The sequence below is a fragment of the Rhizobacter sp. P5_A1 genome (genome assembly GCF_056400745.1).
In genome coordinates, this window is record NZ_JBFUKR010000004.1 from 122,864 (window position 1) to 145,364 (window position 22,501).

At 68.5% G+C, this 22,501-nt stretch carries 15 protein-coding genes; all 15 read right to left on the reverse strand.

The window, feature by feature from the left end; genetic code table 11:
• Positions 1 to 2: 2 nt before the first annotated feature.
• The 15 genes from AC1DTW_RS05805 to AC1DTW_RS05875 all read right to left on the reverse strand — a co-directional run bounded on the left by AC1DTW_RS05805 (position 3) and on the right by AC1DTW_RS05875 (position 22,501).
• Entirely contained in the window at positions 3 to 1,367 is a 1,365-nt protein-coding gene (locus AC1DTW_RS05805) for a cation:proton antiporter (RefSeq protein WP_477980078.1), read from the reverse strand.
• Positions 1,368 to 1,391: 24 nt separating this feature from the next.
• A complete protein-coding gene (locus AC1DTW_RS05810) occupies positions 1,392 to 2,564 on the reverse strand; it encodes an ROK family transcriptional regulator (protein ID WP_477980079.1) in 1,173 nt (390 codons plus the stop codon).
• 95 nt (positions 2,565 to 2,659) lie between these two features.
• On the reverse strand, positions 2,660 to 4,138 hold the full coding sequence (locus AC1DTW_RS05815) for a tryptophan halogenase family protein (protein WP_477980080.1): 1,479 nt from the start codon (positions 4,136 to 4,138) through the stop codon (positions 2,660 to 2,662).
• A gap of 60 nt (positions 4,139 to 4,198) precedes the next feature.
• Positions 4,199 to 6,637: a glycoside hydrolase family 95 protein gene (locus AC1DTW_RS05820; protein WP_477980081.1), complete on the reverse strand. Its 2,439-nt coding sequence runs from the start codon at positions 6,635 to 6,637 to the stop codon at positions 4,199 to 4,201.
• Entirely contained in the window at positions 6,627 to 6,767 is a 141-nt protein-coding gene (locus tag AC1DTW_RS05825; RefSeq protein WP_477980082.1) for a hypothetical protein, read from the reverse strand. The genes AC1DTW_RS05820 and AC1DTW_RS05825 overlap by 11 nt, the downstream gene beginning before the upstream one ends.
• 21 nt (positions 6,768 to 6,788) lie before the next feature.
• Complete coding sequence (locus AC1DTW_RS05830) at positions 6,789 to 8,225, reverse strand: glycoside hydrolase family 27 protein (RefSeq protein ID WP_477980083.1); 1,437 nt, start codon at positions 8,223 to 8,225, stop codon at positions 6,789 to 6,791.
• 30 nt (positions 8,226 to 8,255) lie between these two features.
• Positions 8,256 to 10,319: a beta-galactosidase gene (locus tag AC1DTW_RS05835; RefSeq protein ID WP_477980084.1), complete on the reverse strand. Its 2,064-nt coding sequence runs from the start codon at positions 10,317 to 10,319 to the stop codon at positions 8,256 to 8,258.
• The gene (locus AC1DTW_RS05840; protein WP_477980085.1) at positions 10,316 to 12,238 is read right to left on the reverse strand and encodes a glycoside hydrolase family 97 protein; all 1,923 of its coding nucleotides are present in this window, start codon (positions 12,236 to 12,238) and stop codon (positions 10,316 to 10,318) included. The genes AC1DTW_RS05835 and AC1DTW_RS05840 overlap by 4 nt, the downstream gene beginning before the upstream one ends.
• 3 nt (positions 12,239 to 12,241) lie before the next feature.
• Positions 12,242 to 13,870 (reverse strand): alpha-L-fucosidase, encoded by a 1,629-nt coding sequence (locus AC1DTW_RS05845; RefSeq protein ID WP_477980086.1) that lies wholly within the window; start codon positions 13,868 to 13,870, stop codon positions 12,242 to 12,244.
• Complete coding sequence (locus AC1DTW_RS05850; RefSeq protein ID WP_477980087.1) at positions 13,867 to 15,303, reverse strand: glycoside hydrolase family 5 protein; 1,437 nt, start codon at positions 15,301 to 15,303, stop codon at positions 13,867 to 13,869. The genes AC1DTW_RS05845 and AC1DTW_RS05850 overlap by 4 nt, the downstream gene beginning before the upstream one ends.
• A gap of 200 nt (positions 15,304 to 15,503) precedes the next feature.
• Positions 15,504 to 15,728: a hypothetical protein gene (locus tag AC1DTW_RS05855; RefSeq protein WP_477980088.1), complete on the reverse strand. Its 225-nt coding sequence runs from the start codon at positions 15,726 to 15,728 to the stop codon at positions 15,504 to 15,506.
• Between the two features lie 24 nt (positions 15,729 to 15,752).
• Positions 15,753 to 17,855: a GDSL-type esterase/lipase family protein gene (locus tag AC1DTW_RS05860; RefSeq protein ID WP_477980089.1), complete on the reverse strand. Its 2,103-nt coding sequence runs from the start codon at positions 17,853 to 17,855 to the stop codon at positions 15,753 to 15,755.
• Between the two features lie 16 nt (positions 17,856 to 17,871).
• The gene (locus AC1DTW_RS05865; RefSeq protein WP_477980090.1) at positions 17,872 to 19,431 is read right to left on the reverse strand and encodes an alpha-N-arabinofuranosidase; all 1,560 of its coding nucleotides are present in this window, start codon (positions 19,429 to 19,431) and stop codon (positions 17,872 to 17,874) included.
• 12 nt (positions 19,432 to 19,443) lie between these two features.
• Positions 19,444 to 21,054 carry a family 43 glycosylhydrolase gene (locus AC1DTW_RS05870; RefSeq protein WP_477980091.1) on the reverse strand — a complete coding sequence of 537 codons (1,611 nt, stop codon included), beginning with the start codon at positions 21,052 to 21,054 and terminating at the stop codon, positions 19,444 to 19,446.
• 34 nt (positions 21,055 to 21,088) lie between these two features.
• Positions 21,089 to 22,501, reverse strand: coding sequence for an MFS transporter (locus tag AC1DTW_RS05875; protein WP_477980092.1), 1,413 nt, complete (start codon positions 22,499 to 22,501; stop codon positions 21,089 to 21,091).

Here is a 22,501-nt window from a genome sequence, read left to right on the forward strand (position 1 = left end):
CCTCAGGCCGCGTTGCCGGCCGGCGTGCCCGGGGTGGCAGCCAGCTCGCCCGACTTGCGCGCCTTGCGGCCGTAGAAGAGTTCGAACAGCGGAGTCGCCATCATGGTCGTCACCACCGCCATAAGCACCAGCATCGAGAACAAGGCCGGGCCGATGATGCCCTTCTGCAGGCCGATGTTGATGATGATGAGCTCCATCAGGCCGCGAGAGTTCATCAGCGCGCCGATGCCCAAGGCGGTGCGGTTGTCTTCGCCTGCCATGCGCGCAGCCAGGTAGCAGGCGCCGAACTTGGCCAGTACCGAGGCCACCAGCACGCCGGCCGCGATCAGCAGCAACTGGCCCGAATTGATCATGTCCAGGCGCGTGTTCAGGCCAGAGTAGGTGAAGAACATCGGCAGCAGCAGGATCACCGTGATCGGCTCGACCTTCTTCTTCAGCTCGGCGGCGAACAGCCCGCGCGGCATGACGGCGCCGAGGATGAAGCCGCCGAAGATGGCGTGGATGCCGACGGCCTCCATGATGAAGGCCGACGCGCAGAAGCAGATCAGCGTGATGCCAAGCACGGTGTTGCTCATGTGGCCGTCACGTTCGACCATGCGGCCCAGCGGCGCCAGCAGCTTGCGGCCGAACAGCATGACGAAGGCAGCCCAGAGGACGCCGCCGCCGATGGCCAGCACCGCCACGCCAGGGCCAGCGCCGAAAGCAGCGAGCACAAGGGCCAGCACGCACCAGGAAGCCGCATCGTCGAAGGCGCCAGCCGTCAGCGTCAGGGTGCCGAGCGGCGTATTGGCCAGGCCTTGCTCGTTGATGATCCGGGCCAGCATCGGGAAAGCCGTCAGCGCGATGCAAGCGCCCATGAAGAGCGTTGCGTTGGCCGTCGAGATGCCTTCGGCGAACAGCCCGGGGATGGTCAGCAGGATGGGCGTGATCAGGAAGGCGATGAAGAACGGAGCCGCGATGCCGGACACCGACACGCTGATGGCGCTCTTTGCCTTGGTGGCGAAGTGGTCCAGCCGCAGCGTGGTGCCGACGAGAAACATGTACAGACCTACGCCGAGCTGCGCGCCGGAGTAGAGGACGCTGCGCATCTCCTTCGGGAAGATAGTGGCCTGCAGCTGCGGGTAGAACAGCCCGAGCAGCGAAGGGCCGAGGATAACGCCGGCGATCATTTCGCCGACGACCTGCGGCTGACCGAGGAACTTGCGGCCGGCCCAGCCGACGACGCGGCAGGCCAGCATGATGATGCCCAGTTGCAGAAAGAAGTGAACGCTGAAGTCGCCCGGCGCGTAGGTTCGGGCGACCGCGGGGGCCGCCGCCCCATGCTTGGCGAACACGTCACCCAAGATGGCAAGAAGATCGAATTCCACTTGGGCTGCCCAGTGTTCGCGAAGTTACGGACGGGTCAGGCGATAGCGGGCCAGCGCGGCCGCACCGACGGCGACCGCATCGACACCGAAGCGCGATGTCTGCACCGTGGGCGGGGCGAGGTTGGCCGCGATGGCGTAGTCGTTGAGCGTCTTCAGCGCGGGGTCGAGGAATGTCTCGCCCAGGTCGACGACCGCCCCGCCGAGCACGATGCAGCCTGGGTCGTAGGCGGCCGCCAGATTCTGAAGCAAGACGCCGAGGTAGCTGCCGGCCTTCTTGACCGCGCGGATCGTGTCGGCGTCGCCCTCGGCCAGGCGGCGCTGGATATCGACCAGTGTCTGCTCGTGCTGCTCGGGACGCAGCATGGCGCGTGGGCCGATCAGCGCCTCGGCGCAGCCGCGCCGGCCGCACGAGCATTGCGGCCCGTTGAGCTGCAGCACCATGTGGCCCACTTCACCGGCAAAGCCGCGGTTGCCCGTGAGAAGCCGCTCGCCGACGATCACCCCGGCGCCCACGCCCTGGTTGATGCTGACGTAGAGCAGCGGGTCCCCGGCCTGCGAAGAGTTGAATTCCATCTCGCCCAGCGCGGCGACGTCGGCCTCGTTCTGCAGGAACAGCGGCACACCGGCCAGCGCCGTGCCGTTGAGCTTCTCGCCGAGCGCGGCGCCGAGCGAAACGTTCCGCCAGCCCAGGTTCGGCGCGAAGTGCAGGAAGCCGCTCACCTCGTCGACACCGCCGGGCACGCCGACCCCGATGCCGATGATCTGGTGCTGGGACTTGTCCAGCTGCTTGAGCAGTTTCAACAGCCCCGCGGCCAGGTTGGAGACGCAGGCCTTGGCAGTCTTGGTCGATCCGTGGTTCGCCACGCCCGTCGTCAGCACCTCTCCGGTGAGCGACGTGGCCACGACGCGGATCGAGTCGATGCCGACCTCGGCGCCCAACAACAGCAGGCGCGTGGGATCGATGAACAAGGGGGTCGGCCGTCGGCCGAGGTCGCCCGTGGCAACGACGTCGCGCTCGACCAGCCACCCTTCCTCCAGCAGCTCACGCACGAGCATGCTCACCGTGGACTTCTGCAATCCGACGGCCAAGGCGAGGTCCACGCGCGACAGGCCGGGGTTGGCGCACAGGTGGCGCACCAAGGCCATGCGGTTGATGTTTTTGAGCTGCTGTTGATTCCCTGCGGCCTGGATAGGCAAGACGTTTCTCCTTGTTCTTTGTCCTGGACTTTTATTCTATCGATGAACTAAATAAAGCCGTATAAACACCTACCTGCGCCGGCTCGGCGCAAGTCTCACGCGAGCATCGCCTTCAGGTAGTCGTGATGCGTGGGCAGCCGGCCCACCGTGGCGGCGATTGCCTCGCGACGCCGTTGCAGCGCCTGCAGCGCTTCATCGCGCGGCAGCTCCTTCAGCACCGGGTCGGCGCGTTCCGGCCAGTGGCCCATGCCGGCGTGAATGGCGAGCCAGCTGGTGGCGTCGAAGCCTTCTTCGTCGTACTGGTGCAGCACACCCAGCCGGCGCCACGCTTCGATCTTGAACGCCAGCGTCTCGGGCAGCTCCATCGTCGCCATGTCGCGCCACAGTGCGCTGTCGCGCCGTGCGGTGAGGCAGTAGTGCAGCACGATGAAGTCGCGGATGCGCGCGAACTGGCGCACCGCGCCGGTGTTGTACTGGGCGACGCTGTCGTCGACTATCGGCCGCCCCGAAGTGAGCATCGTCATCAGCCGGCTCAGCCCGCTCTGGATCAGGAAGATGCTCGTCGACTCCAGCGGCTCCAGGAAGCCCGACGCCAGGCCAAGCGCCACCACGTTGTGCACCCAGAAGCGCGCCCGGTGGCCGGTGGTGAAGCGCAGCAGCCTCGGCTCGGCCAACGGCGCGCCGTCCAGCTGCTGCATCAGCTGCTCGCGGGCGCGTTCCTCGTCGATGTAGCGCGTGCTGAATACGTGACCGTGGCCGGTGCGGCTGCGCAATGGGATGCGCCAGGCCCAGCCGCCTTCGAGTGCAGTGGCGCGCGTGTAAGGGGTGAGCTCGCTGCCGGTGCGCTCACAGGGGCAGGCCCAGGCGCGGTCCACCGGCAGCCAGCGGCTGAAGTCGATGAAGGGCTCGTCCAGAGTCTTGCCCAGCAGCAGCGAGGCGAAGCCGGAGCAGTCGACGAAGAGGTCGGCGGCCAGCTCGCGGCCGTCGGCCAGCTTGACGCTGGCCACGCCGCCGTCGGACCGCCGGTGTACCTCGACGATGCGCCCTTCGGTGCGCCGTGCGCCGCGCTTCAACGCGAGATCGCGCAGGAAGCCGGCATAGAGCGCGGCATCGAAGTGGTAGGCGTAGTCGAAAGGCGCCTCCTTGCTGGCGGCGACGAAGCGGCCCTGCATCGCCATCACCGTGGGGAGGCACTGCTCGCCGAAGCCGCCCGGCGCCGCATCGACGAGCCGGCGGTACTGGCCCCAAAGCGCGTGCGGGCCGCCGAGCTGACCGAAATCACCGAAGGTGTGGAAGTAATGCTCGCCCTTGACGCGCCAGTCGCAGAACTGGATGCCGAGCTTGTAGGTGCCGTTGGTCGCGCGCACGAACTCGGCTTCGTCGATGCCGACGATCTTGTTGTAGGCGCGAATCGACGGGAAGGTGGCCTCGCCGACGCCAACGATGCCGATCTCCACCGACTCGACGACCTCCACCGTGCTGCGGCCACGCAGCGCGGTCGCGATGGCGGCCGCGGCCATCCAGCCGGCGGTGCCGCCGCCGACGATGACGATGCGATTGAACGGGACGGCCATGCGCTGCTCCTCGCGGTCAACTGGTTGCCGCCGATGTCGATCGGGCGACGACGGCAGCAGTCATGCGCCGGCGCCGAACTCGACGATGCTTGCACGGCCTGCAGCGTCGAGCTTCAGGGGGATCAGCCGGTCGCGGTGGCGCAGCTTCACGTCTTGCTTCGGCCGGCCGCGCAGGCGCAGCCGCGTCGGGCGCCCGTGGGCCCAGGCGAGATCGAGCTCGATGCCATCGCGCACGCGCACGCCGCGCACTTCGCCGCGCGGCCAGGCCGCTGGCAGCGCCGGCAGCAGGTGGACCTCCCCACCCCACGACTGCACGATCATCTCCAGGATGCCGGCCGCGCCGCCGAAGTTGCCGTCGATCTGGAACGGCGGGTGCGCGTCGAACATGTTCGGGTAGGTACGCCGTGGCCCCAGCAGCCCCTGCAGGATGCGGTAGGCCCGCTCGCCGTCACCCAGCCGGGCCCACAGCGCCAGGCGCCAGGCGGTGGCCCAGCCGGTGCTCTCGTCGCCGCGCACATTGAGCGTGACGCGCGCGGCCTGCGCCAGCTTGGGGGTGTCGCGCACGTTGATCTGGCCGCTGGGGTAGACGGCGTACAAGTGCGAGACGTGGCGGTGCTGCTGCTCGGATGCGCCGGCGTCCCAGTCTTCCAGCCACTCCTGCAGCTGGCCTTGTGCGCCGATGCGGTCGGCCGGCAGGCGCGCACGCACCTTGCGCAGCGCCTCGGTGAACGCGGGGTCGCGCTCACCCAGTAGCGCCTGCGCTTCGAGCGTGGCGTCGAACAGGTCGCGCAGGATCTGGCTGTCCATCGCCGGCCCGGCGCACAGCGCGACCTTCGGGTGGTGCTCGTTCTCGGGCGAGAGCGAAGGCGAGGTGACCCGGCCCCGGCCCTTCGAGTCTTCGACCAGCGTGTCGAGGAAGAACAGCGACGCGCCGCTGAACAGCGGCGCCAGGCGGCGCAGCAGCGCGGGGCTGGGGTGGTACTGGTAGTGGTCCCAGAGCGTGGTGCACAGCCAGGCGCCACCGGTTGGCCACATGCCCCACAGCGCCCCGTCGATCGGTGCCGCGGCGCGCCACAGGTCGGTGTTGTGGTGCGCCACCCAGCCCCGCGCGCCATAGCTGTTGCGCGCGGTGCGCGCGCCGTTGACGGCCAGCTCCTCCACCATCTTCAGCAGCGGCTCGACGCACTCGCCCAGGTTGGCCGGCCCGGCGGGCCAGTAGTTCATCTGGGTGTTGATGTTGATCGTGTACTTGCCCTCCCAGGGCGGGTGCACGCCTTCGTTCCACAGGCCCTGCAGGTTCGCCGGTTGGCTGCCCGGCCGCGACGACGACAGCAGCAGGTAGCGTGCGTACTGCACGTACAGCGCGGCGAGCGCCGCATCGGGCTGCCGGGGCACGGCGGCGATGCGCTGGTGGGTCGGCCGGTCGTCGGCCTCGTGGCCGCCCAGGTCGATGTGCAGGCGGCGGAACAGCGCGCGGTGCGCCTGCAGGTGATCGGCGCGCAGCTTCGGCCAGGGTTTGCGCGCGGCGGCGTCGGTGCGCGCGCGTACCGCGGCCACCGGATCGCCGCTGGTGTCCTGGAAGTTCACGTAGCTGGTCTCGCCGGCGACGACCAGCATCAGCCGGCGGGCCCCGCGCACGCGCAGGTGCTCGCCTTCGGCCTCGATGCGGCCGTCGCCCACCGCGCGCACGCGCAGCGCATAGCGCAGCACGCCGGCGATGCCGAAGGCGTCGATGTTGCGCCCTTCGACCAGCAGCGCGTCGCGGCCGTCGGCGCGGATGGCGAGCGACGGCGGGCGCTTGTCGGCCCGCAGCGGCTCGCGGTGGTCCCACGCGGCGCCGATGAACACCGCGCCGTTGGCGTCGTAGCTCGGCGCGCCGTACTCGGGGCGGTCGGGGTGGCGGTACGACAGGTCGAGGTCGATCGTGCCGTGCCGGGCCTCCAGGCGGATCACCACGACCTGGTCGGGCACGCTGCTGAACACCTCGCGCCGGTGGCGCGCTTTGCCATCGCCGAAGGTGGTGGCGGCGACCGCGCTGTCGAGGTAGAGGCTGCGGCGGTAGTCCGCGGCGCCCGCGAGGCCGGGAAAGTCCAGCAGCAGGTCACCGGCGGCGCCGAAAGGCATCTGCTTGATCGGCTGGCCCATCAGGGCCTCGGAGACGAGATCGTTCGCTTCCTTCCAGCGTTCCTGGTCGATCAGCTCGCGCACCCTGGGCAACGCCTCCCGGAACCCGGGGTTGTCCGGCACGTAGGGGCCGCCGCCGTACAGCGTGTCGATGTTGAACTGCAGGCGCTCCTGCGCGGGGCGGCCGAACACCATGGCCCCCAGGCGGCCGTTGCCGACCGGCAGCGCCTCGATCCAGGGCCCGGCGGGCTGGTCGTACCACAGCGACAGGTCCTTGCGGCCTTCGCGCTCGGTGGCCAGCACCTTGGCGTGTGCCAGACCGGGGAAGGCGAAGGCCAGTCCTGCCGATGCGATGAAGCGACGCCTACCGTGCATGCGCGTTCTCCTTGGGAATCGCCATCACCCGCAACATGCCGCGATAGGGTTGCGCGGCTCTGGCATCAAGCGGCGCAAGCCCATTTGCCAAGGTGCAGGCCACGAGGCTGAAGAAGTCACGGCGTTTCATATCAACGGCCTTCCAGGCTCATCAGGCCTTGCCCTTCTCGCCGAGGGGCGCCGCGCCGCAGCGCACCAGCCGAGCACCGTGCGGCGCGACGGTGAGGTTGCGGGTGCCGGCGGGCAGGTCGGCGCGCGCCGAGCAGTCGCGGCGCGCGTCGGGCAGCCAGGCGGGCAGAGGCGCGTTCCACGGCGCTTCGCCGGTGTTCAACCACGCCGCCCAGGTGCCTTGCGGGCCGTTGCAGACGAAGCGGTGGCCCTGCGCCGTGCTATGCCATTCACGCGTGCCGGGCACGCGCAGTAGCGCGAGCACCTCGGGGTTGGTGACCAGGCGCAGCGTCCAGTCGTCGAGCCGGCGCAGGTCGTTGCCCAGGATCAGCGGGCTGCGCGCGCAGGTCCAGGCCGTGAGCATCAGCACCTGTTCGTCGCGCGTGAATCGGGTGTCGCGCTCGCCGGATCCGCCGCCGTCGAAGTTGCGCAGTCCGATCTTGCCCACCGGCAGCATGTCGGCATCGGGCCAGGCGCCGGGACGCGCATGAGGTGCCCACTTCACCAGGTTCACGAGGTTGTCGCGCAGCTGTGGCCAGGTGTCCCAGAAGTCATTGCACACGCGCCATTGGTTGGCGTGCGCCTGCAGGTGCGCGGCATGCTCCGGTTGCGACGGGCCGGGCGACAGGCTCAGCACCATGGGCCGACCGGTGGCATCGATCGCGCGCCGGATCAGCTCGACCTCACGCGCGTGGTAGGCGGGCGCAGCGATGTCGTCGACCTTGACGAAGTCCACGCCCCATTGCGCAAGCTGCGCGAACCAGGCGCGGTACCAGTCGAAGGCGCCAGCGTGGTCCGGGTTGACGCCGCACATGTCGGTGTTCCAGGCGCAGGTCGAGCCCGGGTTGGCCACTTCATGGCAGCGCCATTGGCTGTCGGCGATGGGCAGCTCCAGCCCCACCGCCTGGCGCGGGATGCCGCGCATCAGGTGCACACCGAAGCGCAAGCCCAGGCGGTGCACCTGCGCGGCCAGCGGCGCGAAGCCGCGGCCGCCGGCGGCGCTGGGGAAGCGGTTGGGCGCGGGCTGCGGGCGGCCATGGGCGTCGAGCACCAGCGGCGCGAAGGGCCGATACCACGACGACTTGGCACCTGCCTCGTACCACTGGATGTCGACGGTGGCGATGTCGTACCCGAAGGGCAGGAACTGCTCGGCGAGGATGCGCGCGTTGTCCAGGTACTCGGCCTCGGTGACGCTGGCGCCGAAGGCGTCCCAGCTGTTCCAGCCCATCGGCGGGGCGGGTGCCCAGACGTGGAAGGGCAGCCCCGGCTCGGCCGTGCCGGGGGCCGTGGCGGATACGCCGGCGGCGCCGGCCGCGGGCATGCCGGCCACGGCGGCCAGGCCGCCGCCCACCATGGCGCGCACGAAGCCGCGGCGGCCGGGTTCTTCAGGCGAGTTGCCAGTGGAGGGCGCAGAGCTCATGGGCCAATGCGGTGGAAGGGAATGAGTTGTTCACCGTTCGAGAAGCTCGACACCCCGCGGCTCCAGCCGCAGCGTGCCGCTCCAGCGCTTGCCGCTCAGCACGCCGGACATCGTGCCGTCGATGGCCACGTCCTTGACGTCGCCGGTGGTGTTGACATACAGCGTGCGCCCGTTCACGACACGCGCTGCCACGCCTTCGGGCGTCTTCGGGCCGGGCTCCAGCCCCAGGCTCGCATAGAGCTGCCGGTACAGCGGCCCCATCAGCTGCGGGTGTGCCGCCGCGGCGACGTAGATCGCCCTGCCCTTGCCGAACTTGTTGACGGTGATCGCAGGCGTCTGCCCGTCGACGTTGCTGAAGCGCGCCAGCACCTCGGCGGTGGAGGGCTCCAGCACCTCGAAGCGGCCGAGGTCGGCCCTGACCTCTTCGTCCGCGATGGTGGTCTGCAGCGTGCCCGCGTCGTAGAAAGCGTTGGTGCGCAAGCCGAACACATCGGTCAGGCCACCGGGCAGCGGCGTGTCGTGCCACTGGTTGTGGTCGTTCACCTTGGCCGACTGCGCGGTCATGATGACCGTGCCGCCTTCGGCAACGAACTTGCGCAGATTGGCAGTGGAGGCAGCGTCCAGCAGGTACATGCCAGGCACGACGACCAGCCAGTAGCGGCCCAGGTCCTCGTGGCCGATATGGATGACCGAGACGTCGATGTTGTCCTTGAACAGCGGCTCGTAGGCGTTGTGCGCCTGCTTCATGGTGCCGGGCTTCACGTAGGGCCGCACCGTGTTGGAGATGCCTTCCTTCGGCAGGTTGGTCGCGATGATGTTGTCGAACGCATAAGCGATCGCGACCTTGGGCTGCTGCAGGCGCGGGAAGCCCAGCTTCTCGAGCGTGGCGAACTCGGTCGCGATGGTGGCGAACTCGTCGAGCTTCCACGAGGCGCGGTCGTCATGGTCGATCAGCCCGAACAGCGCCTGCTCCTCGCCGCCGTGGTGGCTATGCCAGGTCCAGGGCATCACCGCCTGGGCGCCCATCAGCAGCCCGAAGTGGGCCCACATGCGCGACCATCCCTTGCTGCCGTAGCTGCCCGGGCCGCCAGCCGTGAACTCGTTGAACCAGATCGGCGAGTTCATGCCGGCGCGCATCATCGTCGACTCGAAGCCGGCGCTGACCGGGTCGCCCGGGTAGAAGCCCATCGCGCCGTAGCTCACGTAGCGGCGGTAGCTGGCCAGGTAGTCGAAGCCCTTGCGCCCGGCGCTGTCCCAGAGGTTGGAGATGGCGGGCTTGTCGGGCACGTTCTTCCTGCGCACGGCCTCCAGCGAGTCGAGCACTTCGATGGTCTGCTCCGACCAGAAGCGTCGCATGTCGAGATATCGCTCATAGGGCCCCGGGCCGTCGATGTAGGGCAGGCGCACCTCGTCCCAGGTGTTCATGTGACGCGACCAGCGCTGCGAGGCCCAGGCCTTGTTGAGCGCGTCCACGCTGCCGTACTTCTTCTTCAGCCAGCCGATGAAGCGCAGCCGGTCGGCTTCCGAGTACGACACCATGCCGTTGCCGCTCTCGTTGTTGTAGCCGATGGCGAACAGCGCCGGATGCCTGGCGTAGCGCCTGGTCATCGTGTCGGCCAGGCGCACCAGCAGACGCCGGTAGTTCGGGTCGCTGGTGTTGTCCATGTAGCGCTCGACCGGGTCGAGCCGGATGCCGTGCTCGTTGACGATGTCGACGCCCGGGTACTTCTTGTGCAGCCAGATCGGGGCCGGCTGGCCCGGGATGTCCATGAGGACCTTCAGGCCCGCGGCGTGCATCTGGTCCATGATCCAGTCGAAGGTCTTGAAGTCGAATTTGCCTTCGGCCGGCTCGAACGCGTCCCAGGCCAGGTCGCCCATGCGCACGACCTTCATGCCGGCCTGCTTCATGCGTTCGATGTCGCGCGGGATCTGCTCGCGCGTGCGGTCGAACGGCTGGTAGTTCGTGCCGACAAAGAGTTGGCCTGCGCCCGGCCAGTCGGTGCGGCCATCGGCGCTTTGCGCGTGGGCGGCCACAGGACTCAACGCGGCGAACGCCAATGTCGCGAGGCCGAGAAACCTGGTCGTTCCGTTCAAGGCGCAGGCTCCAGAATCACGGCAGCGCCGCCAGCGGCCGCCAGGCGCAGCGTCAGCACGTCGGCACGGGTCACGATGCGCACGCTGCGCCGCAGCTCGCGCGGCGTGTCGCCGTCCTGCCAGACCGTGGCACGCCAGCGCCCCGGCGGCAGGAAGCCGAGCGGCACGCGCTCGGAGCGCGCCTCGTCGGCGGTCATCGCCCCCAGGTACCAGCTGCGACCGTGGCGCCTCGCGAGCACGATGTCGCGCCCCGGCTCGCCGGCAAGAAAGCGCGTCTCGTCCCACGCCGTCGGCACGCGGCGGATGAAGTCGAAGCCGGGCTCGCCATGGTAGGCGTCGGGGTCGTCGGACACCATCTGCAGCGGGCTGTCGTAGACCACGTACATCGCCAGCGCCTGGCCGCGCGTGGTCTGCGTCTGCGGCAGCACGGCGCGCACCTCGAAGGTGTAAGGCGTGCCGTTGTGAAAACCGCCCGGCGTGTAGTCCATCGGCCCGGCCAGCATGCGCGTGTACGGCAGCATCAGGTTGTGCTGCGGCGTGACGCGCTTGTCCATCTTGTTCCACTCGGCGCCCAGCACGCCTTCCTGGGTGATGAAGTTGGGATAGCTGCGCTGCAGCCCGGCCGGCACGTAGGCGCCGTGCAGATCCAGCAGCAGGTGGCGTTTCGCGGTGGCCTCGGCAACGCGCTGGTAGAACGCCACCATCTCCTGGTCGTCGCGGTTCATGAAGTCGACCTTGATGCCCTTGATGCCCCAGCGCGCGTAGGTGTCGAGCACCTCGTCCATGCGCGGAGCGAGATGCTCCCAGTGCACCCACAGCAGCAGGCCCACGCCCTTGTCGGCGGCGTAGCGAACCAGCGCCGGCATGGCTATGCCTTCGGCGGCGCGCGTGATGTCGGTGTCGGGCCGTGCCTCGCAGCAGGGGCCGGCGCCCAGGGACCAGCCGGCGTCGATCAGCGAGTAGCGAAAACCGGAGGCCGCGGCGAAGTCGATGAATCGACGGTAGGTCGCGATGTCCGGCTTCACGCCTTCGAGCGGGCCCGACCACCAGTCCCAAGCGGCCTTGCCCGGCTCGACCCAGCGGAAGTCGCCGTACTCCCCCACATTCGGCGCCGGGTTGAGGTTGCCGACCAGATGCGACTCGATCAGGTCGCCGGCGCGATCGGCCAGCATCACGACGCGCCATGCGGTGCGCAGTCCGCTCGACGATACATAGGCCGGCCCCGGCTGGTTCGGCACGGACGACAGGCCCACGCGCAGCGCATCGCCGTCGCGGCGCAGCGAGACACCGGTGTAGCCCTCGAGGTGCGCCTGCGTGATCGCGAACGTCGCGCTCCCTGTCGGCGCGGTGCATACCAGCGGTACGTCGTAGAGCAGCTCGGTGGACAGCTGCGAGACATGCAGCCGCTCGAAGTTCGCCTCGTGCGCCCCGTCGCGCTTGCTCGCAAGACAGATCGGGTCGCCGGGCAGCACGAAGGCCGTGCGCTCGCCGTTCAGGTGCACCGGCGCCGCATCGTCGATGCGGTAGCGAAACGCGACGCCGTCGTCGTAGGCGCGCACCTCGATGACGAGATGGCGCGAGGGCGCGTCTTTCTCGCGGAACCTCAGCGTCGCGCCCTGGTAGTGGTCGCGCGCGCTCGAGGCCTTGGTGGCAACCAGCGGGATCCTGCGGTCGACGGTCACGTCCTCGCGGCGCTCGAGCGCCAGGGCACCGAACGCGGGCGCCCCGTCGAGCTCGAGCCCGAGCGGCGAAGGGGCGACGACGGTCTTGCCGCGCCACTCGACCGAGAAGCGGCTGGCGTCGTCATCGATGCGGATGACGGCGCGGCCCTGCGGCGATGCGATCGCGTGCTGCCCCGCGAAGCTCGGTGCGCCGCACAGCGCGGCGAGCGCCAGCAGCGCCGTCGTTCGAAGCTTCATCGTTCAGGCCAACCCGTTGCCGCGGATCTTCAGGGCGACGGCAGGCGCGCCCGCGAGGCCCTCGGGCAGTCGCACCTCCAGGCCCTTTCGGCTGCGCGTGAACGGCAGGCTGTCGCTAGCTCCCAGCACCTCGACGCGCTCGATCCCACCCGGGGCCAACGCCGAGTCCTGCGCCAGCGCGCCGATGTGCAGCACGCCGCTCTTCGGCCAGCCGAGCGCGATCGCATACAGCGCGCCGGCCTTGGCGGTGAAGCGGATGTCCTCGGCGGTGAACGATTGCGCCTTGTCCTCGCTGAAGCCACCGTTGCCTACGCGCGTGGGCCCTTCGCCGAAGCTGCGCCACGGCCGCGTGCCGTGGATCGCCTCGCCGTTGCGGCCCATCCAGTCGGCCATCGTGTCGAGGAACTTGCGCTCGTCGGCATCGATGGCACCGTTGCCGCGCACCGGAATCGACAGCAGCAGGTTGCCGTTCTTCGAGACGATGTCGGCCAGGCGGTGGATCACGCTCGCGGCCGACTTGTACGCGTGGTTGTCGAAGACGCCGCGGTTGTAGTGCCAGTCGCCGATGCAGGTGCAGGTCTGCCACGGCAGCGGCTCGATGCTGTCGCGCTGCCCGCGTTCGACGTCCTCTACCAGGCCCGCGCGGTGCTCGGGCGGAATGATCTTGCCGTTGACCACTGCCTCCAGCTCGCCGCCGTGCCACGCCATGCTGGCGTTGTAGTAGTGGGCCGTGATGTCCAGACCGGCCTGGCCAAGCGGCAGCCCGGTGTCGTCGAAGTACACGAGGTCGGGCTTGTAGCTGTCGATCAGGTCACGCGCTCGCAGGAACCACTGGCGCACGAACGCCGGGTTGCCCGCCGGCGGCTTCTCGTCCCAGGCGCCGGTGTTCGCGTCGTGCCACTCGTTGGCAGTGCGGATGGTGGTGATGCCGTCGGGCATCACCATGTTGCGGCCGGTGTAAAGGTCCTGCGGATCCAAGCCCTCCCACCAGGTTCCCTTGCCGTCGGCCTTGGTGAGCCGGTACGCGTCGTAGCGCTGGGCGGCCAGCGGGCCTTCGGGGTCGTAGCCGTAGGCGGTCTGGAACCAGTGCCAGGCGTGCGCCGAATGGTTGCTGACGCCAAAGCGCAGGCCCTTGGCGCGCGCCACCTTGGCCCAGGTGCCGACGAGGTCGCGCTTGGGGCCCACCCGCACCGAGTTCCACGCGTGGTACTTCGAGTCGTAGGCGTCGAAGTTGTCGTGATGGTTCGCAAGCGCGACGAAGTATTTGGCGCCGGCCTTCTCGTAGAGGTCCATCAGCGCCTCGGGCTCCCAGGCGTCGACCTTCCAGCGGTTCTGCATCTCCATGAAGCCGACCTTCGTCGGGTGACCGTAGGTCTTCAGGTGGTGCTCGTACTGCCAGTTGCCCTGGCGGTACATGTTGCGCGCGTACCAGTCGCCCATTTCGGGCACGCATTGCGCGCTCCAGTGGGCCCAGATGCCGAACTTGGCGTCGCGGAACCAGTCTGGCGCGCGGTAGCCGTCGGTCAGCGAGGCCCAGGTTGGGGTGAAGGGCGCGGGCGCTGCATGGGCGCGCGGCAGCGCCGCGGCCGCGGCGGCAGCGCTCAGGAAGGTTCGTCGGGACAGAGTGCTCATCGTGCGTTGACGATCGTGCTGATCAGGTTGGGCCAGCCCTGCTGTCCGGTCGAGCGGTTGAACAGCCCCATCGCGTGGTCGCTGAGGTAGCCGTTGTCCCAGTACACCGGTACCATCCCGCGCTGGCGGGCGGCACTGGTGACGTACTGGTCCCAATAGGTGCGATAGCGCTGGCTGCTGTCGACGTTCAACCGTGCCACCGCGCCGTATTCACCCACGTACACCGGCATGCCGAGGCCGTCGGTGAAGCGCTGCTTCATCTTGCCGAGCTGCGCGTCGACGTAGGCTTCGTTGGCCCAGGTCTGGGTGGCCGCCGGATCGGTGGCGATGTTGCCCCACTGCCAGATGTTGTCGTTGGCCGTGTTGATCGTGAAGTCGAACGGACCGTAGTAATGCACCTCCACCATCTGGCGGTTGGCGACGCTGTCGTTCGGCACCGCGAAGTAGTCGTAGGTGTAGTCGATGTTGGTGTTGTAGCCCTGCACGACCAGGTGGCGCACCGCGTTGTTGCCGCCGGTGGCGCGCACGGCGCTCACGAAGGTCTGGTTGAAGCCGTTGTGCACCGTGTAGTACTCGAAGGGCGGCCTGTTGTAGTCGCCGTCGACCATCACTTCGTTGAGCGCCGCGAAGAGCAGCGTGTCGTCGTAGTTCTTGAAGTTGTTGGCGATCTGCGTCCAGAACTTCGTGATGCGGGCATTCGCGACCGCCTGGGTTGCATAGTTCGGCTGCATCCAGCCGCCGTCCCAGTGGATGTTGATGATGGCGACCAGGCCGGCGGTGCGGCAGTAGTTCACCACCTCGGTCACGCGGGCCATCCAGTCGGCGCGGATGTTGTCGTTGGAGTCGGCGTACTGCTTCCACGACAGCGGGATGCGCACCGAGTTGAAGCCGGTGGCCTTGACCGCGTAGAGCAGCGCCTGCGTCACCGGCGGATTGCCCCAGTTGGTCTCGCCGCCGATCGCCTCCAGCGAGTTGCCCAGGTTCCAGCCCGGGGCCAGCGACGGCGCGAGCTGCAGGCTCGTCATGCTGCGCATCGTGCCCGGCGTGCCGGGCGTGCCGCCGCCGCCCTGCAGCGCAACAACGACGCGGGTCGCGTCGGCGGCATTCGAGTTGTACGAGGTATTGCCGACGTTGAACTTGACCCAGTACCAGTAGTGGGTGCCGGTCGCCGCGCTGCTGTCGACGTAGCTGGTGACGCCGCTGCTGATCTGCGCGATGCGGCCGCGGCCCGTCGGGCTGCTGTCGGTGTCGCGGTACACCTGCACCTTGCTGATCGATCCGGTGACCGTCCAGCTCAGCGTGGTGTTGTTGTTGCTGCCCGTCGCGGTGAGGCAGACGGTCGCGCCGCCGCCGCTGCCGCAACTCTGCGCATGTGCGGCCTGCCCCCCGCACAGCGCGAGCAGGCTGAGAGCCAACGATATCAAGGGCTTCATGAACGGACCTTTCGTTGTGGGTTCGCTCGGCCGGTTGTCTCCGTCGGGTCCGAGCGTCGTGGGAGATCGATGGCCGTCACCGGTGCATCCAGCGCGACGGTGGCGCAGCTTAGTTCGACCATCGAACTAAATAATACGGTGAAAACACTTAGCCCCGGCGGCCTCAACGGGCAGACAGCACGTGCCGTGCGCGAGCGACGTCAGTCCTTGTCGTTTCGAGCGACAAGGCCGACCAGGAGCAGGCTGATGATCACGCTGGAGGACAGGCATTCAACGCCTGGACCGAACAACGAGTGCTCGGTCATCAAAGCCATGTCGCCCGCCTTCAGTGCATGACCAAAGGCAAGGCCGATGAACGCGATGCCGATGAGCCCTGCTGCCAGAAGCAAGGAAGCAAGAGCGTCTCTGGTCCAGATGGTTCTCATGGATGCCTTCCGGTGTGTCGGTGCTCAACGGTAGATGCGCTGCGCAAAGTGATAGAGGTAGCCGCCCCAGGCCTCCGCGTCATGACCGTGGTCGTCGACGTGCCACAGGTGCGGCACGCCGTGCCCCTTCAGGTAGCGGTGCACCCCTTGCGAGACGCTGATCAATCGGTCCTGGTTGCCGCAGGCAATGAACAACAGCTTGAGCTGCGCCGTCGCAGCGGCCGCATCAGGCACGAGCCGCTCGGGCGGCCGCGTGTTGGGCGCTGCGGAAAAGGCGCCTATCCACGCGAAGGTCTCGAGGCGGCCGAGGCCAAAGTTCAAAGCCTGCCCAGCGCCCATCGACAGGCCGGCGAGACCGCGGTGCTCCCGGTCGGTGAAAGCGGCGTACTTCGCCTCCACGGCCGGGATGAGGTGCTCGAGCAGATCGCGCTCGAACGCCGCGAAGCCGGCCACCTTCTCCGCCGCGAAAGGGTTGTCGCCGGAACGGTCGTCGGCCAGCGCGCGACCGTTGGGCATGACCACGATCATCGGCACGGCCTGGCCACCGGCGATGAGCTTGTCGACGATGGCATGGGCCTTCACGTAGCCGGACCACTCGTGCTCGTTGCCGGCGATGCCGTGCAGCAGGTAGAGGACGGGGTATTTGCGCTGCGGCGAGTAGCCGGGCGGCAGGTACACCTGTGCCTTGCGGCGCGTGCCGGTGACGGCCGAGTCGTACTCGAAGGGCTCGAGCCGGCCGCGCAAGCCGTCGGCGGCCAGGACGCGGTAATCCACTGGCGGCTCGGGGAACAGGCGCACGTCGTCCTGCCCCAGGACGGTCGATGGGGCGAGAAGCTGCTGCAGTAGCGGCGCCATCTCGCGCTGCCAGATCGCGTAGCCCTTTTCGTTCGGATGCAGCAGGTCCGGCATCACGTCCTTCGACAAGCTGCCGTCGGGGCTGATCAGCGCGGCGTTGATGTCCAGGAAGAATACGCTGCGCCCGTCGGCCGCATTGGCGATGATCCGGTTCGCGCGCTCGTTGATGCCGCGCAGAAAGTCGTCGGGCTTCTCGCCGCGCGGAAAGATCGCGAGCAGCAGCACCTTCGTGGCCGGCAGGCGCTGGCGGATCTCGTCGATCACACGCCTGATGCCGGCGGCCGTGGTCTCTGGGTTCTCGGCGCGATGGCCGGTGTTGTTGGTGCCGATCATCAGCACCGCCACCTTCGGCGCGAGGCCGTCGAGCTCACCATGCTGCAAGCGCCACAGCAGATTCTCTGTGCGGTCGCCGCCGAAGCCGAGGTCCAGCGCGTGGTACGGCGCGTAGTGGCGTTGCCAGACCTCGCGTCCTTCCTTCTCCCAGCCCTCGGTGATGGAGTCACCGATGAAGACGAGCTCGGGACTCTGGCCGGCGGCAACGAGCTTGCGCGCCTCTCGCAGTTTTTCCTCGTGGCGCGGCAGCCACCAGTCGATGGCCCACGACTCGTTCAGCATTGCCGGCGTGACCGACTCGGTGCGGTAGTCGGTACAGCTCGCGTTGGGCTTGCCGTCACGCACGAAGCGCACGTTGGCCACGCTGGCGCGGCCGCTGCCCGTTCCTTCGAGCTGGAACGGCAGCGTCACCTTCGAGAAGTCGGCGCCCTCGCGCACGAAGCACGACATCGCCACCGAAATGTGCCGCCAGCCCTTGCCGACGGACGTGCGGGCCTGCTCGATCAGGTTCACGCTGCGCTCGCAGCCGTCACCACAGGCGAGCTTGACCTTGACGGCGCCCTGGGCCATGTCGGCGACGTCCAGGTCGAGCTCGAGCGTGCCGCCGAGGTACGGGCGCAGATCGAGCGGCTGCGGACTTTCGATGCGCAGCGTCGCAGCCCAAAGATCCTTCCAGTCGAAGCGCAATGCTTCGCGGCGGCCGCCGCTGCCAACGGCGCTGGCACCCACATGGCTGTTGCGCGCGTACTCCGCCGTCGGCCGCGGTGCGACCACGCTGTCGCCGGTCAGCTCGGTCTGGCCCTCCCAGTGGCCCACGGTGACGCGCCAGGCCGAGGCCGGCGCAGGAAGGATGACGAGATCGGCGCCGCCCTGCGCCACTGGCGCGCCGGCGCAGGCCGCGAGCGGCACGGCGAGCAGCAGTTGCGTGATGCGGCTCATGCGTGGGAAGAAGCGGTCATCTCACCGCGACGACGACGATCGATTTCGGCGGCACATCCAGCGTCAGGCCCGACGTCCCCGGCTTGGCCACGTAACGTGCAGGCGCGAGCGCCTCGGGCCGCGCGAAGCTGTTGTGCGCGTCCATTGCTGCCGCGGTGAGCACGCGGCCCTGCGCGTTGCCCGACAGGTTGGTGACGACGCGCGCCGGCCGCTCCGGGTCGAGGTTGACCAGCGCGATCTGGATCGTGCCGTCAGGAGCACGCGCCACGGTCGCGTCGACGGCCGGCAGCTCCGTGTCGCCTTGCCGCCAGCGCGGTGTCTGCAGCGTCGCCTTCAACGGCGTCGCGCCCTTGAACGGCTGGTACAGGTCGAACGCGTGGTAGGTCGGCGTGAGCAGCATGCGCGGGCCGTCGGTCAGCACCATCGCCTGCAGCACGTTGACCATCTGCGCGATGTTGGCCATCTTCACGCGCTCGGTGTGGCGGTGGAAGGTGTTGAACGAGAGCGCCGCCACCAGGGCATCGCGCAAGGTGTTCTGCTGCTGCAGGAAGCCGGGGTTGGTGCCAGGCTCGGGGTCGTACCAGGTGCCCCACTCGTCGACATACAGAGCGACACGCTTCGCGGGGTCGTGCTTGTCCATGATGCGGCTCGTCGCCGCGATGCTGCGCTCGATGCCCATCGCGCTGTGCAGGGTCTTCGCCCACGCGTCGGCATCGAAGCCTGTGGCCGCGCCGTGACGCTTCCAATCGCCGGGCATCGTGTAGTAGTGCAGCGTGAACGCGTCCATGTGCTTGCCGGAGCGTTCCATCAGCACGTCGACGAGGTGCTCGTTGCCCTCGCCGTCGCCCGAGGCCACGCGCACCACCGGCGCGTGCAGGAAGGTGGCGTACTGGTTGTGCAGGTCGGACTGGTACTCGGGCCGCATGCTGCCGCCGCAGCCCCAGCTCTCGTTGCCGACGCCGAAGTACTTCAGCTTCCACGGCTTGTCGCGGCCGTTGCGGCGGCGCTCCTCGGCGAGGCTCGACTTTCTGTCCGAGGTCATGTATTCCAGCCACTGCCCCATCGCGCGCGGCGGCATCGAGCCCATGTTGCCGGCGACGTAGGCATCGGCGCCGAGCTGCTCGACGAGGTCCATGTACTCGTGGGTGCCGACGCGATTGGCCTCGGGCACCATGCCCCAGATCTTGTTCAGCCGCACCGGGCGCTTGGCCGGGTCGCCGATGCCGTCGCGCCAGTCGTAATCGTCGGCGAAGCAGCCGCCCGGCCAGCGCACCACCGGCACCTGGACGCGGCGCAGCGCGCCGACCACGTCGTTGCGCCAGCCGCGCGTGTTGGGGATCTTCGATTGCGGCCCGACCCACAGGCCGCCGTAGATGCCGGTGCCCAGGTGCTCGGCGAACTGGCCGTAGACAGCAGGCTCAATGCGCGCACCGGCCGCCTCCTGCGTCACGGTGAGTTGCACCTCGACGGGTTCGGCGGCGACGGCGGCGGCTGCCAGCGTCGCTGCGCATATGGCGAGGCTCAGCGCGCGAAGGCCGCGCCATCGAGCCGCCATCGGTGGGATGATCTTCTTCATTCGGGTTGGCGGTCAGCGCGCCGCATCGGCGAGGCCGCGATAGACGAAGTTGCGCAGGCGGACCTCGCCGCGCCCGGCGGCGAAGAGGCCGAGCTTCAGGCTCAGAAAGCCGCCGAACACGTTGTGGTGCAGGCCCGAGACCTCCATCTGCCACGGGTGCTGTGTCCACTGCTTGCCGTCCGTCGAGTAGTGGAAGGTCAGCACGTTCTCGCGGTTCGTGAGCTTCAGATGCACGCGCTCGGCGCGCAACGGCTCGCGCATCCAGCCGTGCTCCTGGCCGTACGCGTAGGTGAGCATCTGGCTCGTGCTGAAGCCCACGCCGGCAAAGCCGTGCTCGTTGTAGAAAAGTGCGAGGCCGCCGTGCGCATCGCCGCTGACCTCGAGCGTCACCGAGGCTTCGTAGCTGCGGTCGCCGACGATGCAGGTGAGCGGCGAGCAATCGGCCAGCGAACTGCCCTTGCCCTGCAGCACCAGGCTCGCGTTGTCCAGGCGCGCGCGTTGCATCTCGTTCGCGCCTGGCGCGAAGAAGGTCCACTGCCGGCCGAATCGATTCGTCGTGAAGTCGTCGGACAGTGCGAAGCCGGCCGGGCCCGCCACGCCGCCCTTCGGCTTGCGCAGCGGCGCCGAGAGCAGGCCGCCCTTGGCGCGGAACCAGCCGTCGCTCGTCCATTCGATCGGCTCGAGCAGGGCCTGGCGGCCGAGCGTGCGAAAGCCGTTCTCGTAGCCGTGGTAGACCATCCACCAGTCGCCCGCCGGGCCTTCGACCGGCGTCGCATGGCCGCGCGACCACCACGGCTCGTCGGCGCTATGCGTGTGCACGATCGGGTTGTGCGGGCAGTGCTCCCACGGCCCGTGGATCGATCTCGAGCGCGCGACCGTCACCATGTGGCTGGTCGGCGGACCGGCGGTGCCGCCCACCGCCGTGACGAGGTAGAACCAGGCGCCGCGGCGAAACAGCTTCGGCCCTTCGGGCGCGAACATCTCGACGACCCAGTCGTCGGGGTAGCGCCACGGCGTGTAGGCATGTTCTAGCGCGCCCAGCGTCGACAAGCCGTCGTCGGCGAGCCGGATGCGGCGCACGCCGTTGACGAACAGGTAGCGCTTGCCGTCCTCGCCGACCACGTGGCCGGGGTCGATGCAGCCCGGCAATTTCAGGTCGACCGGATCGCTCCACGGACCGCGGATGTCATCCGCGTGGATCACGTAGATCGCCGTGCCTGCATCCTGCAGCGCCGGGATGTAGAGGTAGTAGCGCCCCGCGTGCTTCACCAGGTCCATCGCCCACACGGTGCCGATCGGGTTTTGCAGTGCCGCGGCGATCGGCGCCCAGTTCACCAGGTCCGTCGAGTGCCAGATCACCGCGCCCGGGTAGGACTGGAACGACGAGAAGGTCATGTAGTAGTCGGCGCCGTCCTTCAGGATCGTCGGGTCGGGGTGGTCGCCCGGCACGATCGGATTGCGGTAGGTGCCGTCGCCGAGATCGGCCTTGCGCTGGCCTTCGATGGCGGCGCCCCAGCGCGGGTTCGGCGGGCAGGCCGCCCGGGCCGCCAGTGGGGCCGCGGCGCCAGCGGCGGCCGTTGCCGCGGCGAAGAAGCGGCGGCGGGTGAAGGGGTTCTGCGTCATCCGGGTCAGCCTTGGAGGTTCGGGCCTGAGCACATCACACCGTGCCGCGGCGGCCTTCGAGCTGGGTGCGGATCTCGCCCATCGTCGCCTGGTCCAGCTTCAGGCGGACGATGAAATACAGCGCGATCGCCAGCCCGACAACCGGCACGCCCGACATCAGCACGCGCATCACCAGGATGACGCCCTCCCCCTGCACCTGGATCTGGGAGTCGAAGCCGGTGAACTGCAGGATCCAGCCCGAGGCCCCGTTGCCGACGGCGATGCCGGCGCGTGTGATCCACGACTGGCAGGCGGAGAACGAGCCTTCCCGGCGCTGACCGGTCTCGAGTTCGTCGTGGTCGACGACGTCGGCGAGCATCGAGCCGTAGATCGTCCAGAAGCCGGCGCCGGTGAAGGCCACGCAGCCCGATGCGAAGAGCTGCAGGAAGGGCATCTCGGGGTTGTAGAACCACCAGTCGCCGATGAAGGCGGCGATGGCGCCGGTCAGCACCGCCATCATCCCGGCGCGCTTGCCGAAGCGCTTGGCGATGTCGCCGAAGAAGACGATGCCGGCGAACCCGAACGCCATCCCCGACAGGCCCATCGCCGAGTTCCAGCTCGCGCCCATCGCCACGTCGCCCTTGCAGACGTAGTAGATGGTCAGGTAGAAGCCGAGCGCGCCGACCATCGCCGTGGCCAAGCTGTAGGCCATGACCGAACTCAGCAGGATGCGGAACGGCTTGTTCTTCAGCGTGCGGTACAGCGTGTCGCGGAGTGGCACTTTGGTCTGAGCCACCACCACCTTGGCGTAGTAGCGCTCGCGCACCAGCAGGAACATCGCCAGCGACACCGCCACCAAGATCGCGCCGAGGATCGACGTGTAGATCTGGGCGCCCTGCAGGATGTCGGGCTTGCCCTTGGCGTCGTTGAAGATCGACAGCGTCGCGAACTGGGCGGCGACGAACATCGCCAGCTCGGGGAGCTTCTGGACTGCGTTCTTGATCTGGAAGACCGAGGTGCGCTCATGGTAGTCGGGCGTCATCTCCGAGCCCAGGCTGACCCAGGGCATGTTGAAGCAGCTCATCACCGGCGCGTAGATCAGCAGCGACACCAGCATGAAGACGAAATACTGCGTCTGCGTCCAGTCGCGGCCGACGGCGAACAGCAGCGGCAGCCCCACCCCGGCCAGAACGCCGCCGACCAGCATGAACGGCCGCCGCCGGCCCCAGCGCGAGCGGGTGTTGTCGGACAGCCAGCCGAAGGCGACGTCGGAAGCGGCGTCCATCAGCATCTTGAGCATCAGCGCCGTCGAGATGAGCCCGGGCGCGACGCCGAGGAAGATGTTGAAGACCAGGTTCCCGTACGACGAATAGAGCCAGTGACCCCACATGTCGAGGAAGGAGCCCAGGCCGTAACCCACCTTCTGCCGCATCGGCAATCGATCGGTCGTGGCGGGTGCGAAGTTCAT